Consider the following 21188-nt stretch of genomic DNA (forward strand, 5'->3'; position numbering starts at 1 on the left):
GCCTCAGCCCGCGCCTTACGCCCTCACCCTTTCTTCCCGCCCTTGGCTTCGCTCTCGAGCGCCTTGCGCACCGCCTTGAACTCCTCGCGCGAGCCGGCATCGACGCGCGGGAAGTGCAGATCCAGGCTTTCCAGCGCGGCGACGATGGTCGAGCCGATGACGACACGGGCGAACCATTTGTGGTCGGCCGGAACGACGTGCCACGGCGCGTAGGGCGTCGAGGTGTGGCGCACGATGTCCTGATAGACCGCCTGGTAGCGATGCCACTTCGCGCGCTCGGTGATGTCGCCCATCGAGAACTTCCAGTTCTTCGCCGGCTCCTCCAGCCGGTCGAGGAAGCGCGCGCGCTGCTCCTCCTTGGAGATGTTGAGGAAGAACTTCAGGATCACGGTGCCGTTGCGCGACAAGTAACGCTCGAAGGCGCAGATGTCCTCGAAGCGCTCGCGCCAGATGTTCTTGGTGACCAGCCTCGGCGGCAGCTTCTCGGCCTTGAGGATCTCCGGATGCACCCGCGTGACCAGGCATTCCTCGTAGTAGGAACGGTTGAAGATGCCGATGCGGCCACGCTCGGGGAGCGCGATGGCGCTGCGCCACATGAAGTCGTGGTCCAGCTCCTTGGAGGTCGGCTGCTTGAACGAGGTGACCTCGCAGCCCTGCGGATTGACGCCCTCGAAGATGCTCTTGATCGCGCTGTCCTTGCCGGAGGCGTCCATGCCCTGCAGCAGCACCAGCACTGACCAGCGGTCCTGTGCATAGAGCCTTTCCTGAAAATCGGCGAGCCGCGTCCGATTCTGCTCGATGATCGCCTCGCCCTCCTCCTTGGCGAGGCCGCCCTTGACCTTTGTCTTGTGCGATTTGAGGTGAAACTTGTGCCCGCCATCGATCTGGAACGGCGAGATGAAACCATCGAGCTCATCGGCCAGCGTGCGCGGTTTCTTGCTCATGAGGACGGCTCTCCTGGGCTGAATTGCGTTTCGAGGAAGGCGGTCACGAAGCGCGGCATCGCCGCAGTCAGATCATTCCGGCTTCGAACCAGCCGTATCGAGCAGAGTTCCGGCTCGTCCTGAGCCGCGAGGTTGGCCTCGATGCGGCGCTGCAGAGCCTCGCCCATGTCAGAGGCGTCGAGCACGCGCATCAGCGCGATCGACGCGCCGGTCACGACACAGTCCCAATGCGCCGCGGCCTGATAGTCCGATGGCGCGAGTCCCGTCTCCTCCTCGACCTCGCGCGCGACGTTGGCGGCGAGATCGAGCACGCCGTCGCTGACGTCGGCGAGGTCCGGCGTGCCGGCGGGAAAATACAGCCGGCCGGCATTGGCGGTATGCGCGCCCATCTCGCCGAGCACGAAGGCGCCGTCGGCGGCACGCAGCGCGCCCATGCCGAAGCCGTTGAAGGCGGTGCGATCCGGAAAGCCCCAGTCGCGCCACGCCAGCAGGCTGGCGAAATCGGTCTCGAAATAGCTCGCGGTGAACCGGCTATCCGCGAAGCGCGGGTTGCGCCCGAGCAGCACGCGGCCGTTCCACAGCCCCGGCCTGGCGCGCTGGCATTCGGCGAAATGCGCCGCGATGTCGTCGCGGCGCTGTTTCGCGAACGGCCAGTCCCACGGCTCGACCTTGAGGTCGAGCGTGGTGACGCGGTGGATGACGACGTCCGTCATCCGCTATTTCGCCCCCTTCGCCTGCTCAACGAACTTGTTGGTGAAGGTCTTGCTGACGTCGACATTGGCCTTGGCGACATCGGGCGAGCCGGTGCTGAACACGGCGAGCACAGCGTCGGCGCCCTTCGGATCCATCTTGCCGGTCTGCGAGTACATCGGGATGGTGTTCTTGAGCGCCGCGAGATACAGCGCCTTGTCCTTGCCGACGAGTTCCTCCGGCATCTTCGCCATGATTTCCTCCGGCGTGTGCGAATGGATCCAGCCCAGCGTCGCCACGATGGCGTTGGTCAGCGCCTGCGTCTCCTTGTCATGGCCGGCGATCCAGGCCGCGGTCGAATACAGCGCGCCGCCGGGATACTCGCCGCCGAACACCTCCAGCGTGTCGTGCTGGGTGCGGGTATCGCTGAGGATCTTGAGGTCCGGATGCTTGCCCTGCAGCACGGTGACCGAGGGATCGAGCATGACGGCCGCATCGATCTGGCCCTGCTCCATCGCGGCCACCGCGGTGGCGCCGAGACCGACGCCGATCACCGCGGTGCCCGACGGATCGAGACCGTTCTTCTTCAGCATGTACTTCAGGAAGAAGTCGGTCGAGGAGCCCGGCGCGCTGACGCCGACCTTCTTGCCGGCGAGATCCTTGACCGAGCTGATCTCCTTGTTGTGCGACGGCGCCACCACCAGCACGAGACCGGGATAGCGGTCGTAGACGACGAAGGACTGCATCTCCTGCTTCTTGGCCGCGAGATTGACGCAGTGATCGAAATAGCCGGAGACGACGTCGGCGCTGCCGCCGAGCACGGCCTTCAGCGCATCCGAGCCGCCCTTGAGGTCGACCAGCTCGACCTCGAGCCCGGCCTTCTCGTATTCGCCGAGCTGCTTGGCCAGCACGGTCGGCAGATAGCACAGGCAGGCGCCGCCCCCGATTGCGATCGTGACCTTGGTGGCAGCGCTGGCGAGACCAGTGCTCAACGTCAGCGCCAGCAGCGCGCCGGTGACCCGGCCGATGATCTTGTTCATGCGTTTCCTCCGTTCATGTTGTCGATCAGATTAGGCGTGTGTGCTGTGAATGAGAAGGCCGCCCCGAATTGCCGCTGTCGTCCCGGCGAACGCCGGGACCCATACCGCGTGATGTCGCGGTTGGAGAAGACTGGTCATCGCGCGTGCCACAAACGACGTCCTGTGGTTATGGGTCCCCGCATTCGCGGGGACGACAGCGGTGGGTGTGGCGACACCGCGCCCATCACCGTCCATCCGCCGCATCCGGGCGCCACACCAGCAGCCGCCGCTCCACAAGCGTGACGCAGATGTCGATCAGGATGACGAATGCCGACAGCACGAACATGCCGGCGAAGACGCCGGCGACGTCGAAGATGCCTTCGGCCTGCTGGATCAGATAGCCGAGGCCGGCCGCGGAGCCGAGATATTCGCCGACGACAGCGCCGACGACGGCGAAGCCGACCGACGTGTGCAGCGACGAGAACATCCACGACAGCGCCGACGGCCAATAGACGTGGCGCATCAGTTGCCGCTCGCTCATGCCGAGCATGCGGGCGTTGTCGCGCACCACGGTCGAGACCTCCTTCACGCCCTGATAGACGTTGAAGAACACGATGAAGAACACCAAGGTCACGCCGAGCGCGACCTTGGACCAGATGCCGAGCCCCAGCCACAGCGTGAAGATCGGCGCCAGCACCACGCGCGGCAGCGCATTGGCCATCTTGACGTAGGGATCGAACACGGCGGCGACCAGCGGCTTGCGCGCGAACCAGAAGCCGACCAGCACGCCGCCGAGCGAGCCGATCGCGAACGCCAGGATCGACTCCCACAAGGTGATCGCGAGATGCTTCCAGATGGCCCCGGTGGCGAACCATTTGATCACCTGCGCGAACACGTCGACCGGGTTCGAGAAGAAGAACGGCGGAAGCCAGATGCGCCCGAACACGGGCACGCTGGCGAGCAGTTGCCACAGCGCAATCGCGACGACCGCGACCAGCAATTGCAGCGCGAGCAGACCGAGACGCGACATTACGCTACTCCGCGCCCGTGGTGACAGAGACAAAGCGCGAGCCGCGCACGCCGCTCCGCTCCCTCCCCCCTTGTGGAGGAGGGAGTGCACTGTCCAAGTGGAAACAGCGAGGCTCTCATGATCGAACGAGTCACTGCTCCCATCACACCGCCTCCGCCTGCTTGTAGGTCTTCTCGACCTCCGCCTTCAGCGTCTGCCAGATCTCGCGGTGCAGCTCGTGGAACTCGTGCTTCATGCGCACCTCGAAGATGTCGCGCGGACGCGGCAGGGTCACGCGCCAGTCGCCGATGATGCGCGAGGCCGGGCCGGCCGACATGATGACGACGCGGTCGGCGAGCGCGATCGCCTCCTCGAGATCGTGGGTCACGAACAGCACCGCCTTGCGGTCGGCATTCCAGAGATCGAGCAGCAGATTGCCCATGATCTGCCGCGTCTGCGCGTCCAGTGGCCCGAACGGCTCGTCCATCAGGATGATGCGCGGATTGCGGATCAGCACCTGGGCGAGGCCCACGCGCTTGCGCTGGCCGCCCGACAGCATGTGCGGATAGCGGTTGCCGAATGCGCCGAGGCCGACCGAGGTCAGCCATTGCTGCGCCTTGGCGGCTGCATCCTTCGACGGCGTGCCCGCGACCTCGAGCCCGATCGCGACGTTCTCCAGCGCGGTCTTCCATGGGAACAGCGCGTCGGCCTGGAACAGGTAGCCGGCGTCGCGATTGAGGCCGGCCAGAGGCTGGCCGAAGATGCGCACATGGCCGGCGGCCGGCTTCAGCAGTCCCGCCGCCACGTTGAGAAGGGTGGATTTGCCGCAACCGGTCGGCCCGACGATGGCGACGAACTCGCCATCGGCGACGCTGAGATCCGCCGTCTCGACGGCGGTGTAGGTGCGTCCGCCGGCGAGACGGAATGCCACCGTCGTTCGCTCCAGCGCGACCGCGGCGGCGGTGGGCATCGTCACGTCCAAGTTCCTCCCCCGAGAATGGCCGGGACGGCTTAGCCGCTTGCGCGGCGAAGTTCAACGCGGCGGCCGGACGTGCTAGGTCGTCTGACTGAGCCCAAGGCCAACCTTAAGGCCAACATTAAGGCCAACATTCCGCAAGGCCGCATGCCGCGCACGCCGTTCATCGTCTACACCAACGTCCGCAAGAGTTTCCCCGGCCCGGCAGGCGCCGTGACCGCGGTCGACGGCGTCTCGCTGGAGATCGCCGAGGGTGAGTTCCTGGCGATCGTGGGCGGCTCCGGCTCGGGCAAGACCACACTGTTGCGGCTGACCAACCGCCTGATCGAGCTGGACGGCGGCGCGATCCGGATTGCTGGTGAGGATATCGCCGGCCTCGATCCTGTCAGCCTGCGTCGCCGGGTTGGCACCGTGTTCCAGAACGGGGCGCTGTTTCCGCACATGATGGTTGCCGCCAATATCGGCATCACCCCCAGGCTGCTGGGTACGCCCGCGAACGAGATCGCCGCCCGTGTCGACGAGCTGCTCGACCTCGTGCGGCTCGACCGCAAGGCGCATCGCGACCGGCTGCCGCACGAGCTGTCGGGCGGCCAGCGCCAGCGCGTCGGCGTCGCCCGCGCGCTCGCGGCGCGGCCGAAGATCGTGCTGATGGACGAACCGTTCGGCGCGCTCGATCCGCTGACGCGTGATGCGCTCGGCAGCGACTACCGCGCCCTGCATGAGCAGTTCGCGCTGACCACGATCATGATCACGCACGACATCACCGAGGCGCTGCTGCTCGCCGACCGCATCGCGGTGATGCACGGCGGACGCCTGATCGAGATCGGCACGCCGGCCGAGCTCGCGGCCAGCCGTGAACCCTACGTGACGGAGCTGATGACGACGCCGCGCCGACAGGCGGCGCGGCTGGCCGCGCTGCTGCCCGAAAGCGGCACAGTATGAGCGCACTGTCCGATCCACGCTTCACCGAGGCGCTGTCGCATCTCACGGATTATCTCGGCAGCCACCTGCGCGTGAGCCTCGCCGCGCTGGCGCTCGGCCTTGCCGTGAGCTTTCCGCTGGCGCTGCTCGCGCGCAATCGCCCTGCCCTGCGCAATCTGCTGCTCGGCGTCGCCAGCGTGGTGCAGACGGTGCCGGGACTGGCGCTGCTGGCGCTGTTCTATCCGCTGCTCCTGGCGCTGACGGCACTCACCTTGCGCTGGTTCGGGCTCTCGTTCTCGGCCTTCGGCTTCCTGCCGGCCATGCTGGCGCTGGCGCTGTATTCGATGCTGCCGGTGCTGCGCAACACCATCACCGGGCTGAACGGCGTCGACGCAAGCCTGATCGAGGCCGCCAAAGGCGTCGGGATGACCGAGCGCCAGGCGCTGACGATGGTGGAGCTGCCGCTGGCGCTGCCGGTGATCATGGCTGGCATCCGCACCGCTGCGGTGTGGGTGATCGGCACCGCGACCTTGTCGACACCGATCGGCCAGACCTCGCTCGGCAACTACATCTTTGCAGGTTTGCAGACCCAGAACTGGGTGCTGGTCGTGTTCGGCTGCATTGCCGCCGCCGTGCTGGCGCTTGCCATCGATCAGTTGCTGGCGCTGATCGAGGATGGCCTGCGCAGGCGCAGCCGTGCCCGTGTCGGGCTTGGCACCGCAACCATCGCGCTCATGGTCGGCGCGAGTCTCCTGCCCTCGCTGGCCGGCGGCTCGGCACGCTACGTGATCGGCGCCAAGACGTTTACCGAGCAATATGTGCTGTCGGCCTTGATCAGCGAGCGGCTGCAGGCAGCCGGTCTCTCGGCGACGACACGCGCCGGGCTTGGCTCCAGCGTGATCTATGAGGCACTGAAGAACGGCGACATCGACGCCTACGTCGAATACTCCGGCACGCTGTGGACCAACCAGTTCCACCACAAGGAGCAGTTGCCGCGCGCCGCGCTGCTCGATGCGCTGAAGCAGGATCTCGCCAAGGACAAGGTCACCCTGCTCGGCGAGCTCGGCTTCGAGAACGCCTACGCGCTGGTGATGCCGCGCAAGACGGCCGAGGCGCTCGGCATCCGCTCGATCGCCGACCTCGCGCGCCACGCCAGCGACATGTCGATCGCCGGCGACTACGAGTTCTTCTCGCGCCCGGAATGGGCGGCCCTGCGCGACGCCTATGGCCTCGCCTTCCGCGCCCAGCGCCAGATGCAGCCCGACTTCATGTATGCCGCGGCCGCCTCCGGCGAGGTCGACGTCATCGCCGGCTACACCAGCGACGGCCTGATCGCGAAATACGATCTCGTCGTGCTCGACGATCCCAAGCAGGCGATCCCGCCTTACGACGCGATCCTGCTGCTGTCGCCGAAGCGTGCCGAGGACCGCGCGTTGCAGGATGCGTTACGACCGCTGCTCGGCCGCATCGACATCGCGACCATGCAGCAGGCCAATCTGCGCGCCTCCGGCAGTGACGCGGAGTCCTCGCCGCCGGCGGTGGCGCGCTGGCTGTGGAGCAAGATGTCGAAGTAGGCCCCACAGTCTCGCCGCGTCATTGTGAGCGCAGCGAAGCAATCCAGGGCGTCACGAGGACTCTGGATTGCTTCGGCTCGCTCGCAACGACGGTGGTGGTTGGCGCAACCTCCACACGCACTAGGGTCAGGACTCATTGATCGAGCCAGAAGATAACAGTTGCCGCGATACAGATGGCGCTGAAGAATGTGTGAGCGCAGCGGTCGTAACGCATGGAGAGACGTCGCCAGTCCTTAAGTCCGGCGAACATATTCTCGACCTTGTGACGCTGCCGATACAGGGATTTGCAATATGTTAGGGCGACCTGCGCCCAGCCCGCGGCGGAATGCAAGGCTCTATTCCTCGCTTAGCGAGAGCCGCTCGGAAGGCATCGCTGTCATAGCCCCTTGTCGGCGATCAGAGTCTCAGCCTCTGGCAAGCGAGGAGAGACCAGAGCCGCACCTTACGATATTGCGTCGAACGGATTGCCGACATCGCGAGAACCGCACCTCATCGGTTAGATTCCATCGCAGCCCTCATAAACTCCAGGATCACCGGGTGAGGCTGGGTGACGCTCGAAGTCAGCTGAGGTACATAGAGAGTAGCAATGAAGAAGCGATGCGCAGGGATAGTCAGAATCCTCGCTTCGCCGGATGCGTCCGTGCCAATGATTCTCAATCCTGCGTCATGTAGCTTCTGCTGATGCTCCGGGTTCAGTCCGAAATTGCAGTAGTACTGCTCGCGTGGATTCTTCCCCCCGTAGATCGCATCTGCGAGGCTGCCCGGCTCGATTTTGACTTCCATCGTCTGCCCCACGAGCGAGCACGATAATGGTGTGATGAAGAGGTTGGAGGCGTAGGGATCATATTCGGCGTGCGCGGCGTCTTCGAAGCCCATGACATTGCGACTGTATTCGATCACAACGTGCTGGCAGCCCCCGCAAGTCCCCAAGAGCGGAACGCCGCTCTCGCGCGCGTAACGAATTGCATTGATGGCTCCGAGAAGGCTCTTGTATGGGCTCCCGGGAACAATCCAGATCGCATCAAAACGCCGAAGCTGTTCGGCTGCCCCGGCCTCCAGCTGGACGGTTGAGATCCATTCCGCCGTAATTCGTCCCTCCAGCGTCAGCCGAGCATGCTCAATCGCATCGTTGGTTGCGGTGTGAGGCAGGAAGGAAGGGGTGAATTCGCCAACAAGCGCAATCGCTATGGCGTCGGACATGATCGCTCTCCGGCTGTAGTTCCGCCTTGTAAGAGCATGCCGGTCATGTATATGTAAAATTACTTCGACAGCAGCTGCATATGACAATTACTAATATATCTCTCGCTCACCTTCGGGTGCTCAGCAGCGTCGTGGATTGCGGCACCTTCTCGGCTGCAGCCACAGAGATCGGCCTCACCCAATCAGGGGTCAGCCAAAGCATCAAACATTTAGAGGCGGTATTGGGCGGGCAGCTGCTTATAAGGCATCGTGACGGAATCAGAATCACCGAACTTGGTCGGGCAGTGCTCGCCGACGCCCGGGCTGCACTTCAAGCCGTCGAACGCATTCGACAAACCTGCAGCGCGGTCAATGGATTGCTCGCGGGGCATATACGCATCGGCAGTGTATCGAGCGTTGCAGCGCGGCTTCTGCCGGCTCGACTCGCGGAGTTCAAAAGGATGTACCCACGCATCACGGTCAGTCTGATCGAGGGGACCGATGCGGAAGTTTGCGAATGGGTTGAGAAAGACATCATTGATCTCGGCCTGACGGGAGAGACGACGCCGGCGGTGCAGCCCATCGTCATCATGGAGGATGAATTTGTTGTCGTCGTCGCATCAGACCATCGTCTTGCCAGCCGGGGGCAAATTAGCCTGACAGATGCGGCCGACGAGCCATTTTTGATGTCCGCGTCCGGCTGCGAGCCCGCCATTCGTCAAATATTCGATCAAGCTAAGATCAATCCGCCGATTGTGCTGCGGGTGCGAGATGCCGAAGCGCTCGTAAACATGGTCAGCCAAGATATCGGCATAACCATCATGCCACAGCTCGCCATTCCCGCCGATAGCAGGGCCATTGCACAGATTTCCATTAAACCGCGTCGTAGGCGTCAAGTCTTTGCGATCACGAGAAGTGGCGCTCCCAAAGTGCCGGCGGCAGAGAGATTGAAGGCCATGCTTTCGAATACGAAAGGTTGAAGCCGGCCATCTCCCTGTGGGATTGAGCCGCTCGCCCGAGCGTTCTGTCGGTTAAATGGGTCCTGACCCTAGTGAGCAGTTTACGCTTACATCCCCGGTTCGATCGGCTTCTCCACCGCGCCGCCATTGTCGGCCCAGTCCTTGAAGCCGCCCACGTTGAACACCTTGTCGTAGCCGAGGTCTTTCAGCGCCTTGCCCGCCAGCGCGGCACGGCCGCCGGAGGCGCAGTACAGAATGACGCTCTTGTCTTTGCTGAAATTCTTGTCGTGATAGGGCGAGTCCGGATCGGCGCGAAATTCGAGCATGCCGCGCGAGACGTGGTGCGCGCCTTCGATCTTGCCGCTCTTCTCGACCTCCGGCGCATCGCGCACGTCGAGGACGAGCGTGTTGCCCTTGCCGATCATCGCCTGCGCCTCGGCCGGCGTGATCTTGGGGACCACCGCGTTGGCGGCGGCCATCAGTTCTTTGACGGATGTGGACATGTCGAACCTCTCGCTTACACGGAGCGCACGGGGTAGCCCAACGCGGCCGTTCCGACAATCCTCCCATGGAATGACGGATCGATCGCAATCCCGTGAAGCCACCGACCCGTCGCGGGCGGTGAGAGTCTAGAGCCCCCGGATCAGCTCGGCATCGATCAGCATGCGGTTGAAGCGGCGCGCCTCGGCGCCGTCGCCGCAGGCGTAGAACACGCCCTTGCAGCGGAGCATGATGTCCTTCTGCTCGGCGAAGGACGGATCGAGCGGAATGCCGGCCGCCTCCAAGGTGACCAGCGGCAGATAGGCGGCGTCGATCCGGTCCATCACGACCGCGCTCTGGCGCGGCTCGAAATTGACGGCATCGACGGCGTAATAGGTCTGATAATAGCGCGGATCATAGCTTTCGAGCTTCTCGCCGATGCCGGCCTCGTCGAGCTTGGGATCGAGAATGTGCGGCGAGAACTCCGGCTGGTGATCGCCGTAGCGCACGATCAGGAACGGCTGGTCGCCGAAGCGCTTCTTCAGGCTGGCGAGGAAGCGCTGATAGTCCGTCGCGCTCATCGCCTGGCGGCGCAGATACTCATCGATCGAAGGCACGTTGCCGGGCGCGCGCCAGGACGGCGTCAGGTCGGGCGGGAACGTCGTCTCCCACGGGAAATGGTTGGCGGCGAGATAGACGAACATGAACAGCGGCTTTCCGCGCGGCCGGTGCTGCATCAGATCGAGCGCGGCATCGTAGAAGAAGCCGTCGGGCTCGACGCCCTTGGCGCCGAGATCGCGCGCGTCGAGGAAGCGGTCGACGCCGACCGTGGTCTGGAAGCTGCGCGCGCTCATGAAGGCGCCCTGCGCGGGATAGAGCGACACCGTGTCGTAGCCGCAATTGCGCAGCGCCAGCGGCAGGCCGCGCTCGACCCGGCCGGACGCGATCCGCGTCACGAAATAGGCGAAGCGGCCGAACGAGCGCGACGACAGGCCGGCGAGCACGTTGTACTCGGTGAACCAGCTCGGCCCACCATTGCTCTCGGCCATGAACTGCCGCGCCTTGCCGTCGAACGACTTGAAATGGCTGCCATAGCCCGCTGGTACCTTGATGCCTGGCGCCGAGCGGATGTCGAAGCTGGATTCGTCGTGGATCAGCACGATGTTCGGCCGGCGCGCGGCCGGATGACAGGAATCCGGGACAAAGGCAGCCAGACTTCGATCAGCGGTGGCGTCGGATTCCATGAAGCCGTTGGCGAGGAAGTCCGACACCGCCGTGACGCCGGAGCGGGCGAATTTCGACAGATAGCCGTCGTCATAATAGCCACGCCAGGTCTCGTCGCGCCAGTTGAGCGAATACAACGTGAGCGCAGCAAGGCAGGCGAGCTTGCCGGCCAGCGCCGGCAGCCGCGCGACCCGGAACGGGTCGGCCCACCACAGCAGCCCCATCAGCGGCAGCACGACGGCGGCCGCCACCAGCACCGACAGCTTCAGGTTCGGGAAGATCGTGAACAGGAACGCCGCGCTGTCGTGGTCGATCAGCATCACGTCGACGAAGTTCGCCGTCATCTGGACCACGGCGTGCTTGAGCTGCGACAGCAGCACCAGCACCACGACCATGGTCAGCGCCAACGCGCCGGACACCGCAGGCCGCCGCAGCAGCACCAGCCAGAAGCCGTTCAGGATGCCCCAGGCCAGCACGAAGCCGAGCCGCGAGCCGAAATCGGTCTCGGTGTGCAGCATCAGGGCCAGCGCCGCGACATGCGGCGCGGCGACGGCGGACAGCCGGACCGCCGCGGAGCGCGTTGCGCTCGCCGCGGCGAGCGTGGTGATCGGTTGGTCGTTCGGGGTCAGTGACATCAGGCGATCGAAAGCAGGCGCCCTTCGCCGGCGTATGCCGACAGATCAAGGAAGGCTATCCTGTCATCCGACCGTAATGAAATCGTCACAAATCACAACAGCCCGGATTTGCACGGAGGGCGGCGTGTCGTCTCGCGCCGCGACGAGAGGTGGCATCACTGCCGTCCTCGCGTACCGATCCTCGCCCTTTTTCAATTCTGGGTGCCGGTCTCGAGCAGCCGCTCGCGCACCAGGCGCACCGCGCCGCGGCTCCAGGAATAATTGGCGCCGAGGCGCAATCCGCTATCGCCGGCGACGACGAGCGCGCCACTGTCGGCCTGGCGGACACGAAAGCCGATGATGTATTCGGTGCGGCCGATCCGCCTCACGATGCCGAGCAGCGATTGCTGGGCGCCGAGCGCGCGGGCCACCCGCGCCTCGCAATCGTCGCACTCGCGCACCGGCTGCCCCGGCTTGATCTCGCCGGCCGCGTCCACCAGGCGATAGCGCCCGGACTGTGCCAGCAGCTGCCGCACCGCGTCGGTCGTCTCCTGCAGCCCCTTCTGGTCGGATTCGGTCTCGCCGAGCGCGGCGCCCGCGCTGGTGTCGTCGAGCTCGAACGGCAGCAGCGCCAGCCGGATCGGCTCCGGCGGCGCCAGTGCGTCACGGACCTGGCGCGAGACGAACATCTCGGCGCGCTGCCAAGCCTCGTCACTGTCGCCGCGGAAGGTGAAGATCTTGTCGAACAGGACCCGATGGGAGGCGACGTCGATGGCCGATGCGCGCGCCCACTGCACCAGGGTGGAGAGCTTCTGGACTCCGCCGGTGATCACGACGGTGGCGCCGGCCGCGGCCGCCATCTGCAGCCGGGCCTCCGGGGACGCATCGGTCGGACAGGACGGTGCGCAGGACGGGCTGACCGGCCGCAGCCGCGCGTCGGCGGCGACATCGCGGCGGAGCGCGGCGATGAACGCATCCAGCCGCCGCTGATGCGCGGCGGTCTGATCGACCGGCTCGCCGGACGTGTCGAGATAGCTGAAATCGTCGACCAGCACGGCCGGGACATCGCCGGAGGCAGCGCGGACCGGGCCGGCCGCGAAAGCAAGCGCGAGAACGAGACAACGGACGACGCGACGGTTCGACATGGGATCCCCCTGCAACGATGTCTGGCGGTCGGAAGCTAGACGCCGCCGTGCCATCGCCGCAGCGGCCACGGTCCCGGCGCGGCACGGGAAAAATTCACGACCGCACCGTCCACCGGGCCGCGGCGCTTTTGGCCCAGACGGTTCTGCCGTTAAATGCCGGCCGGCTGGGCTGTCATGGACACACCGAAGATGTGGACCCGGTACGACCTCAAATACCGCCTGACCCTGCGGATCTCGGTGGTCTCGGCGCTGTGCTTCGCGGCGATCTGCGCCTATGTGCTGTTCGACATCGACCGCTCGGTGCATGCGCGCAATGAGCGGATCGCCGAGATCACGGCCCGGACGCTGCAATTGCAGCAAAGCAAGATGCATTGGGTCAACAGTCCGCCGGCCGGCTTTCCCGACCTCGATGCGGTCGCGGCGGCGGCGATGCGACCGGGCCTGTGCATCGCCTATCGCGGCGGCGACGGCGCGATCGTGCAGCGGATCTGTGGCGGCGCGGAGGCGCAGACGGACGAACCGCCCCGCGCCTTCGCGATGCTTTATCGGCGGCTGTTCGATCCGGGCCGCGAAGCGGCACGGCCGGTCAGGTTTCGCGACGAAACGACCGGCGATGCCGTCGTCTGGATCGACGCCGGCGTCATGACCGCGGACGCCTGGCGCGAGCTCAGCCGGCTGCTGCCGGTGCTCGGGACGGCGCTGGTGCTGCTGTGCGCGCTGGCCTACGCCGCGCTGGCCCGCGCACTGCGCCCCACCCGGCTGATCCGCACCGGGCTGGAGCGGATCGCCGCCAACGATCTGTCGGCGCGGCTGCCGCCGTTCGACCTCGCCGAGCTCTCGGCGATCCGCGCTGCCTTCAACCAGCTCGCCGAGGGGCTGCAGACGGCGCTGGCCCAGCGCGGCGAATTGACCCGGCGCCTGATCGCCTTAGAGGACGACGAGCGCCGCCACCTCGCGCGCGAGCTGCATGACGAATTCGGCCAGTCGCTGGCGGCGATCCGGGCGCTCGCGGCATCGATCCGTCACAGCGCGGCGCAGGATTGCCCCGCTCTGGTCGGCGAATGCGACGGCATCGCGCGCACCGCGAGCGACATGATGGAGCAATTGCGCGGCGCGCTGATGCGGCTGCGCCCGCCGGACGTCGACGAGCTCGGCCTCGCCGGCAGCCTGGAGGGCCTCGTCGCCGGCTGGAACAGGCGCCAGCACGGCCGCACCGTTTTCGAGATCAGCCTGTCGGGCGACGTCGACCGACTGCCGGGCATCATCGCCACCAATATCTACCGCATCGCACAGGAGGCGCTCACCAATGCCGTCAAGCACGCCGACGCGACGCGGGTGCGGTTGCAATTGACGCTTCAGGACGGGCCGGTCAGCGCGACCCTGCTCACCGTCGAAGACGACGGTCTTCTCGGCGAAGCTCCCGACAAGCCTGGCATGGGCCTGCTCGGCATGGGCGAGCGCGTCGCCTCCATGGGAGGCCAGATGAGCTTCGCCGCCACCTCCGGAGGCGCGCGCCTCCACGTCGAGATTCCGGTCCCGGCCCTGCCCGGCCTCTCGCCTGCGCCGACCCAGCCGGAAACGGCATGCGCGGCATGACGACGCCCGCCGGCACCATCCTGCTGGTCGACGACCATGCCGTGGTCCGCGAGGGCTACAGGTCGATGCTGCAGAAGCAGCCGGGGCTGCGCGTGGTCGCCGAAGCCGCCGATGGCGCCGAAGCCTACCGGCTGTTCAAGGAGGTCAGGCCCGATCTCGTCATCATGGACCTGACCATGCCGGGCGTCGGCGGCATCGAGGGCATCCGCCGCATCCGGCAATGGGATCGCAGCGCGCGCATCCTCGTCTTCACCATGCATGAGAATGCCGGCTTCGCGGTGCAGGCGATCCGCGCCGGCGCCCGCGGCTACGTCACCAAGAGCAGCCCGCCGGAGACGCTCGTGCGCGCCGTCATGGACGTGCTCGCCGGCCGCATCGCGATCAGCCCCGACATCGATCACGAGCTCGCGCTCAGCCGCCTCGCCGGCGAGCGCGCGGCCGCCGACGTCCTGTCCGCGCGCGAGTTCGAGGTGATGCAGATGCTGCTCGCCGAACGCACCACCGACGAGATCGCGTCAGCGTTGCATCTCAGCCCGAAGACGGTTGCCAACCTGCACTCGCTGATCAAGGACAAGCTCGGCGTGGCCAGCGACATCGAGCTGGTGCGGCTGGCGCTGCGGCAGGGCCTGCTGACCTGAGCCCGCAGGCTCACATCTCAGCAAGGATTTTCAGGGTCGCCCTGCGGCGTCGCTGCCGCTTCCGGCGCCGTGACCGGATCGTCGATCAGGTGAAATGCACGCCCGAGCCGGCGCTGCACGCTCATCACGGCGCGGTCGACGTCGCTGATCAGGCTGTCGCCGAGAACGACGTGCGGGATCTCCCAGTTGCGGCCGCTGCGCACGTCGAGCGCATGAACGGCCGGCACGCGCGCCGTCTCGCAGCCCGGCTGCGCGCGAAGTTCCTCCTCGACCAGGCGGGTCAGCTCCGCCTGGGTCTTGCCGATGGTCGTCATCGCCGGCATCAGGGTCTGGTCGCGGGCATCAGGCCGAGCCGCTTGGCGATGATGCGATCGACGGTCCGTTTCGGAAGCACCCGCACGATCCATTGCCTCATGGCATCGGGCGCGATCTCGTAGCGCACCTTGGGCGCCGGCAAGGTCAAGGCGTCGGCCACCCGCGCGGCGATGGTCTCGGCCGGCAGCCCGGACTGGCCGAGATGCAGCATGAAGGCGCGGATCTTCTGCAGCGCCGGGAAGAACGGCGAGGCCTGATACGGCGACAGGTCGACTTCGTCGGCCTTGGCCCAGATCGGCGTCTTCACCGCGCCCGGCGCGATGACGATGACGTCGATCCCGAACAGCATCAGCTCACGGCGCAGGCTCTCGGACAGCCCTTCGATCGCATGCTTGGAGGTCGAATAGGGCGCCATCAGCGGGTTGCCGTTGCGGCCCGCGACTGAGCTGATCATCACGATCCGGCCGCGCTCTCCTGTCATGGCTGGATCGGCCCCGAGCAGCGGCGCGAACGCCTGGGTCGCGATGACCGGGCCGATGACGTTGACCTCCATCTGATGGCGGAACTGCGCGATCGGCAGCTCCGTCACGGGACCGGCGACGGCGATGCCGGCATTGTTGACGAGACCGGCGAGCGTCTCGCCCTTGAGCGCCGCTCGTACCTCGCCGGCGGCAGCCTTCACCGCCGCCTCGTCGGTCACATCGAACAGCAGCGGCATGAAGTTGGCGCCGAGCTCGCCGCGCAGACGGTCCGCGTCGGCCTGCTTGCGAACGCTGCCGAACACGCGAAAGCCGCGCGCGAGCAGGAGCTTCGAACAGGCGAACCCGATGCCGGTGGATGCGCCGGTGATGACGACGGATTTCATGGTGACCTCAACGATTTGCGCAGCGATTATCGCACGAGATGCGGCAGGATGCTGGCGCTGATTTTTCGCGCGAGGTCATCGCCCGCCGAGCCTGCCCCGGAACATCGGGTGACACTACGCACCGCACGACGCGTCGGCAAAATGGCCGCGGCAAGAATGGGATTTAAGTTTCAAGGCTTGGGAGGATGACAGCTGACGTGAGATCGAGGGCAGCGAGCAAATTGGATGAAGGAAGGTTTGTGACCTTATGGGATCATTAACCTTTCCGCTTCGCTGGCCTGTCGTCGCCGCGTCTGCGGGGAGGTGTTCGCACCTCATTGCATCGATCGTCCGGCGAATCTCCGAAAGACCGGGCTCCGGCCCGTCTTCCCCTCTATGCGTATCGCCTTAATTTTCCGTATCCGTGTTTCTCCGGAGTACTACGCCTTCGGCCCCTAACGCATTGTTATCGCCCGTGCCGAAAACTGCTCGGGCCGAAAGCCTTGCAGCGGATCACAATCGCGTTGCTGTCGCTCCGGCAATCCGGGACAAACGAGCGCGATCGTGTCACAGCCAGAACAGCTTCCGCCTTCAGAAGACTCCATCATCACCGAACTCGAAGAGGCCGTCCGCAGCGGCACCTCGGCGAAGCGCGTCAACACGCTGCGCCAAGTCACCAACCTGTTCCTGCATGACGGCGAACGCCTCAGCGAGGACCAGATCAAGGTATTCGACAACGTGCTGTGCATGCTGGTCTCGCGGGTCGAGACCCGCGCGCGGGCCGAACTCAGCAAGCATCTCGCGCCGGTCGACTACGCGCCCGTCGAATTGATCCAGCAGCTCGCCCGCGACGACGAAATCTCGGTGGCCGAGAACGTGCTGATGCACTCGAGCCGGCTCACCGAGCATACGCTGGTGGAGGTCGCGGCGACCAAGGGCCAGGATCACCTGATGGCGATCTCCAGCCGTCCGCATCTGACCGAGGCGGTGACCGACATCATCGTCGACCGCGGCGAGCGCCGGGTGATCCGCAAGCTCGCCAACAACCAGACCGCGCGCTTCTCCGAGTCCGGCTATTCCGGGATGATGGCGCATGCCGAGGACGACGACGAATTGTCCGAGATCATCGGGCTGCGCGTCGACCTGCCCACCAAGCACCTGCGCGACCTCCTGCGCCGCGCGACCGAAGCCGTGCGCGCCAGGCTGATGGCCTCGGCGCCGCCGGCGTTGCAACAGGAGATCAAGAAGATCCTCAAGGCGATCGCCGACGTTGCGCGCAGCGACGGCGGCCTGGTCGGGCGCGACTTCACGCTGGCCGAAGAGGCCGTCAAGCGCATGAAGGGGCTGAACGAGCTCAACGATGCCGCCATCGCCTTCTTCGCCGAGACCCGCCGCTTCGGCGAGGTTTCCGCCGCACTCGGCCTGCTCAACAACGTCCCGACCGAGATGATGGCCAAGGTGCTCGAAGGTCCGCGCACCGACATCGTGCTGATCCCCTGCCGTGCCGCCGGGCTGGCCTGGTCGGTGGTGGCGAAAATCCTGACCCACCGGCCGATCAAGCACGCCATCGACAGCGACACGCTCAAGCTCGCGGAACGCGACTACGGCCGCCTGTCGCTCGACACCGCCCAGCGCACGCTGCGATTCTGGATGGTGCACAACAAGGTCGAGAAGTGAGCGGGTGTTCACAAGACGCAATCCTCATCAGCAACGACTCGCACTCCGCTGTCGTCCCTGCGAACGCAGGGACCCATACCGCGTGATGTGAATTGGCGGAAAATGTCTTGATCGTCGTCCTTCGCCACACGACCGCCGGTGGCTATGGGTCACTGCGAACGCAGGGACGACGGCTATGGCTGTCGCAGGCGGCCGGGCATCACCAAGCCGACCGGCCAGCGTTATCGCCAGGAGATCGCCGGGCGCCGGATTGACTTTGGTGCGCCCGCACTCCTACGGTGATCGCGACGGTGCCCCTCGACCGGGGCTCAAAAGGGAATGCGGTGCCGGATGCGTCTCGCAAGGGACGTGACTGAAGGCCGCAGCTGCCCCCGCAACTGTAAGCGGCGAATCTCGCGTCAAAGGCCACTGGGAAATCTCGGTCCCGGGAAGGCGACGTGAAGGTGATGACCCGCGAGCCAGGAGACCTGCCGTCAGCCGTGGTCACACGCGAGGATGCCGGTCGGGGCGTTATTGGCATCGTTTTCAGGCAGGCCTGCGAAGGCCTGCATGAGACCTCGTTCGCGGTGACGTGCCACTGACGTCATGCCGAGGTTCCTCGTGTCTCCCGTTCCCCATGCCAGGCGCAGCCGCGCCCTTCTGTCGTCGTTCTGCGTCCTCTCGTCATTCGCCCTGCTCGGCCCCTCGCCCACAGCAGCGCAGCAATCCACCTCCCCCGACCTTCTGCCCCCGGTTGAGGTCGACCCGCCGCGCGAGCCGATCGCTCAGAAACCAGCCATCCCCCGCAGAACCGGCAGCGCCGCGCATCAGCAGGTGCCGGCGGCAAAGCCGGCCGCGCCGGCCAGCCCCCCCGTCGCCGTCAGCCCGACCGGCGTCGTCACGCCAGTCGCCCATGTCGCGAATGCGATCACCGTGGTGACCGACAAGGACATCGCCGCGCAGCAGGCCCGCACGGTGCCGGACATCCTGAGCACGATCCCCGGATTGAACGTGGTGCAGGCCGGCGGCCCGGGCGGCCAGACCAACGTCTTCATGCGCGGCACCAACGCCAATCACACCAAGCTCTTCATCGACGGCATCGACGTCGGCGATGTCACCAACGGCAATGGCGCGTTCGACTTCGCGCATCTGCTCGCCGCCGACATCCAGCAGTTCGAGGTGCTGCGCGGGCCGCAGAGCGGGCTCTACGGCTCGGATGCGATCGGCGGGGTGATCTCGGTGATCACGCGCAAGGGCGAGGGCCCGGCGCGCGCGACCGCCTCGGTCGAGAGCGGCTCGTTCAAGACCTTCAACCAGTCAGCCGGCGTCAGCGGCTCACAAAACAATGTCAACTACGCGGTCAATGTCGCGCATCTGCACGCCGGCGACGTTCCGGTGACCCCGTGGCAGCTGCTGCCTGCGGGGCAGAAGGCGATCGGCAATGCCTACGACAACGTCACCGCCTCGGCCAAGCTGGGCGTCGACCTCAACGAGGCCTGGACGCTGAACTCGGTGATTCGATACACCGACGCGACGCTGCTGTTCACCGGCGACAGCGGCTTTCCGAGCTTTCCCGACGCGGCCCAGAGCAACCACACCGTCCACCAGCTTGCAACACGCCAGGAAGCCGTGTGGTCGCTGCTCGGCGGCCGCATCCGGAACTACTTCGGCGTCAACTATGTGAACGACCGGTCGTCCGACCTGACGGCTGGCAATCCGGTGGCGGCGGTCGCGACCGGCGAGCGCATCAAGTATGACTGGCACGCGGTGACCGAGCTGGCGCCGCATAACAATCTCGTCGTCGGCCTGGAGCAGCAGACCGAGCGGCTGAAGACCGCCGACCTCTCGGCCGAGAATGGCAACAAGGCCGGCTTCGTCGAGCTGCAGACCGAGTTCGTGAAGCGCTGGTTCGTGGTGGCGAGCCTGCGCAACGACGTCAACGACCAGTTCGGCGGCCATGGCACCTACCGGATCGCGCCGGCGGTGATCCTGCCGGTGACCGAGACCAAGCTGAAGGCGAGCTACGGCACCGGCTTCAAGGCGCCGACCCTGAGCCAGTTGCACCAGGATTTTCCGGCGTTCAACTTCTTCGCCAATCCCAACCTCCGGCCGGAGCAGAGCACCGGCTACGACGCCGGCTTCGAGCAGCCGCTGTTCGACGATCGTCTCCGCTTCGGCGCGACCTACTTCCACAACAGCATCACCGACTTGATCAATTTCAACGCGACCTTCACCTCCTACGCCAATGTCGGCCTCGCGACCACCGAAGGCACCGAGAGCTTCGTGAGCGCTGATCTCACCGACCGGATCTCGCTGCGTGCGGACTACACGTTCACCCGCGCGGTCGATGCGGCCACCGGCCTGCAGCTGTTGCGGCGGCCGAAGGAGAAATGGAGCGCCACCGCGACATGGGGGCCGATCGATGCGCTGACGCTGTCAGCGACGCTGCTGCACATCGGCGACTGGCTCGACGTCAGCCGCGACGGCATGACCACGGGCCTCGTCGCGCCCGGCTATACGGTCGTCAACCTGCGCAGCGACTACGCGCTGTCCGACCAGGTCAAGCTGTTCGGCCGGATCGACAACCTCTTCAACCATCACTACCAGAACCCGACCGGATTCCTCGCGCCGGGCTTCGGCGTGTTCGGCGGCATTCGGGTGGCGAGCTTCGGCGTGCAGTGACGCTGCCGACCAACCTCCCGGCGGCTGACAGAAGTTGCCGAAATGGACTACAATCGCAACAGAAGGAGATGTTCCATGACTCTCGACATCCTCGCCCGGTCTGGTTCGGAGGCTCGCCTCGCGCCCGTTCCGCAACGGCATGCCGCTGCGTTCTGCTTCGCGCTGCTGACAGGGGCCTGCGCGCTGGCGAGCTTCGTGTTCGCCTGCGCGACGCCGTTTGCGGCCTTCGCCGTGATCGCCGCCGCCATGCTGCCGCTGCGCGCAGCGCTGCCGGTGATGCTCGGCGCCTGGCTGGTCAACCAGGGCATCGGCTTCGGCGCGCTGCACTATCCGGTCGATGCCAACACCCTGTCCTGGGGCGCCATGATCGGCGTCGCGGCGCTCAGCGCCACCGTTGTGGCCCGCATGGCCCTGGCGACCTTGCGCACAGCACCAGCGACGGTCGCGCTTGCCGTCGCGCTCCTCAGTGCCTACGCCGCCTATGAGCTGGTGCTGCTGGCCGCCACGCCGGCACTCGGTGGCGCCGCGAGCTTCGCGCTCCCGATCGTCGCCCGCCTCGGCCTGACCAGCGCCGCCTGGCTGGTCGGCCTCGTCGCCGTCAGCGAGATCGTCCGCCTGCTGACGCCGGTGGCGTCGCGCCGCGCGGCGTCCTGAACGCGCCGGCGGGCCTTCAACGACCCCAAACAAAAACGGCGGGCCTCTGCCCGCCGTTTTCATTTCTCG

The 21188-nt window shown here is 66.0% G+C and carries 20 protein-coding genes and 1 riboswitch; of the genes, 8 read left to right on the top strand and 12 right to left on the bottom strand.

Going from position 1 to position 21188, the window contains the following annotated elements; all coding sequences use genetic code 11:
* Positions 1-23: 23 nt before the first annotated feature.
* The 5 genes from ACQR0U_RS09495 to ACQR0U_RS09515 all read right to left on the bottom strand — a co-directional run bounded on the left by ACQR0U_RS09495 (position 24) and on the right by ACQR0U_RS09515 (position 4632).
* Positions 24-944, bottom strand: coding sequence for a polyphosphate kinase 2 family protein (locus tag ACQR0U_RS09495; RefSeq protein WP_316201761.1), 921 nt, complete (start codon positions 942-944; stop codon positions 24-26).
* Entirely contained in the window at positions 941-1657 is a 717-nt protein-coding gene (locus tag ACQR0U_RS09500; RefSeq protein WP_315713325.1) for an NUDIX hydrolase, read from the bottom strand. Before ACQR0U_RS09500 ends, ACQR0U_RS09495 begins: the two co-directional genes overlap by 4 nt.
* A 3-nt stretch (positions 1658-1660) precedes the next feature.
* A complete protein-coding gene (locus ACQR0U_RS09505) occupies positions 1661-2674 on the bottom strand; it encodes an ABC transporter substrate-binding protein (protein ID WP_315769076.1) in 1014 nt (337 codons plus the stop codon).
* Positions 2675-2897: 223 nt separating this feature from the next.
* Complete coding sequence (locus ACQR0U_RS09510) at positions 2898-3683, bottom strand: ABC transporter permease (protein WP_434843118.1); 786 nt, start codon at positions 3681-3683, stop codon at positions 2898-2900.
* 142 nt (positions 3684-3825) lie between these two features.
* Positions 3826-4632 (bottom strand): ABC transporter ATP-binding protein, encoded by an 807-nt coding sequence (locus ACQR0U_RS09515; RefSeq protein ID WP_409997663.1) that lies wholly within the window; start codon positions 4630-4632, stop codon positions 3826-3828.
* Between the two features lie 153 nt (positions 4633-4785).
* Between ACQR0U_RS09515 and ACQR0U_RS09520 the strand changes: the two genes are divergently transcribed.
* Positions 4786-5580, top strand: a complete 795-nt coding sequence (locus ACQR0U_RS09520) for an ATP-binding cassette domain-containing protein (RefSeq protein WP_434843236.1) — start codon at positions 4786-4788, stop codon at positions 5578-5580.
* Positions 5577-7133, top strand: a complete 1557-nt coding sequence (locus ACQR0U_RS09525) for a glycine betaine ABC transporter substrate-binding protein (protein WP_434843119.1) — start codon at positions 5577-5579, stop codon at positions 7131-7133. The genes ACQR0U_RS09520 and ACQR0U_RS09525 overlap by 4 nt, the downstream gene beginning before the upstream one ends.
* A 133-nt stretch (positions 7134-7266) precedes the next feature.
* On the opposite strand, the gene ACQR0U_RS09530 is transcribed toward ACQR0U_RS09525, so the two are convergent.
* Both ACQR0U_RS09530 and ACQR0U_RS09535 read right to left on the bottom strand, forming a co-directional pair.
* Positions 7267-7464, bottom strand: coding sequence for a transposase (locus ACQR0U_RS09530; RefSeq protein ID WP_409999195.1), 198 nt, complete (start codon positions 7462-7464; stop codon positions 7267-7269).
* Positions 7465-7622: 158 nt separating this feature from the next.
* Positions 7623-8333 (bottom strand): CTP synthase C-terminal region-related (seleno)protein, encoded by a 711-nt coding sequence (locus tag ACQR0U_RS09535; protein ID WP_315825233.1) that lies wholly within the window; start codon positions 8331-8333, stop codon positions 7623-7625.
* An 80-nt stretch (positions 8334-8413) separates the two neighbouring features.
* On the opposite strand from ACQR0U_RS09535, the gene ACQR0U_RS09540 reads away from it, so the two are divergent.
* Positions 8414-9292, top strand: a complete 879-nt coding sequence (locus ACQR0U_RS09540; protein ID WP_315769082.1) for a LysR family transcriptional regulator — start codon at positions 8414-8416, stop codon at positions 9290-9292.
* A gap of 86 nt (positions 9293-9378) precedes the next feature.
* On the opposite strand, the gene ACQR0U_RS09545 is transcribed toward ACQR0U_RS09540, so the two are convergent.
* The 3 genes from ACQR0U_RS09545 to ACQR0U_RS09555 form a co-directional block, all read right to left on the bottom strand.
* On the bottom strand, positions 9379-9774 hold the full coding sequence (locus ACQR0U_RS09545) for a rhodanese-like domain-containing protein (protein WP_315713332.1): 396 nt from the start codon (positions 9772-9774) through the stop codon (positions 9379-9381).
* A 126-nt stretch (positions 9775-9900) separates the two neighbouring features.
* Positions 9901-11610 carry a sulfatase-like hydrolase/transferase gene (locus ACQR0U_RS09550; protein ID WP_434872128.1) on the bottom strand — a complete coding sequence of 570 codons (1710 nt, stop codon included), beginning with the start codon at positions 11608-11610 and terminating at the stop codon, positions 9901-9903.
* Positions 11611-11801: 191 nt separating this feature from the next.
* On the bottom strand, positions 11802-12734 hold the full coding sequence (locus ACQR0U_RS09555) for a DUF2380 domain-containing protein (protein ID WP_434843120.1): 933 nt from the start codon (positions 12732-12734) through the stop codon (positions 11802-11804).
* 189 nt (positions 12735-12923) lie between these two features.
* On the opposite strand from ACQR0U_RS09555, the gene ACQR0U_RS09560 reads away from it, so the two are divergent.
* Positions 12924-14330: a HAMP domain-containing sensor histidine kinase gene (locus tag ACQR0U_RS09560; protein ID WP_434872156.1), complete on the top strand. Its 1407-nt coding sequence runs from the start codon at positions 12924-12926 to the stop codon at positions 14328-14330.
* Positions 14327-14968 carry a response regulator transcription factor gene (locus ACQR0U_RS09565; RefSeq protein ID WP_315769257.1) on the top strand — a complete coding sequence of 214 codons (642 nt, stop codon included), beginning with the start codon at positions 14327-14329 and terminating at the stop codon, positions 14966-14968. The genes ACQR0U_RS09560 and ACQR0U_RS09565 overlap by 4 nt, the downstream gene beginning before the upstream one ends.
* 17 nt (positions 14969-14985) lie before the next feature.
* On the opposite strand, the gene ACQR0U_RS09570 is transcribed toward ACQR0U_RS09565, so the two are convergent.
* Both ACQR0U_RS09570 and ACQR0U_RS09575 read right to left on the bottom strand, forming a co-directional pair.
* Positions 14986-15291 carry a hypothetical protein gene (locus ACQR0U_RS09570; RefSeq protein WP_315769089.1) on the bottom strand — a complete coding sequence of 102 codons (306 nt, stop codon included), beginning with the start codon at positions 15289-15291 and terminating at the stop codon, positions 14986-14988.
* Positions 15291-16148 (bottom strand): SDR family oxidoreductase, encoded by an 858-nt coding sequence (locus ACQR0U_RS09575; protein ID WP_316187645.1) that lies wholly within the window; start codon positions 16146-16148, stop codon positions 15291-15293. Before ACQR0U_RS09575 ends, ACQR0U_RS09570 begins: the two co-directional genes overlap by 1 nt.
* 543 nt (positions 16149-16691) lie before the next feature.
* On the opposite strand from ACQR0U_RS09575, the gene ACQR0U_RS09580 reads away from it, so the two are divergent.
* The 3 genes from ACQR0U_RS09580 (at position 16692) to ACQR0U_RS09590 (ending at position 21119) form a co-directional block, all read left to right on the top strand.
* Positions 16692-17804: a DUF2336 domain-containing protein gene (locus ACQR0U_RS09580; RefSeq protein WP_315752746.1), complete on the top strand. Its 1113-nt coding sequence runs from the start codon at positions 16692-16694 to the stop codon at positions 17802-17804.
* A gap of 271 nt (positions 17805-18075) precedes the next feature.
* Positions 18076-18293: riboswitch (cobalamin riboswitch) on the top strand.
* 96 nt (positions 18294-18389) lie between these two features.
* Entirely contained in the window at positions 18390-20465 is a 2076-nt protein-coding gene (locus ACQR0U_RS09585; protein WP_434872129.1) for a TonB-dependent receptor plug domain-containing protein, read from the top strand.
* A 75-nt stretch (positions 20466-20540) separates the two neighbouring features.
* Complete coding sequence (locus tag ACQR0U_RS09590; RefSeq protein WP_434872130.1) at positions 20541-21119, top strand: hypothetical protein; 579 nt, start codon at positions 20541-20543, stop codon at positions 21117-21119.
* The last annotated feature ends 69 nt before the right edge of the window (positions 21120-21188 follow it).

This window comes from Bradyrhizobium sp. HKCCYLRH3097 (assembly GCF_051167875.1).
Lineage (GTDB): Bacteria > Pseudomonadota > Alphaproteobacteria > Rhizobiales > Xanthobacteraceae > Bradyrhizobium.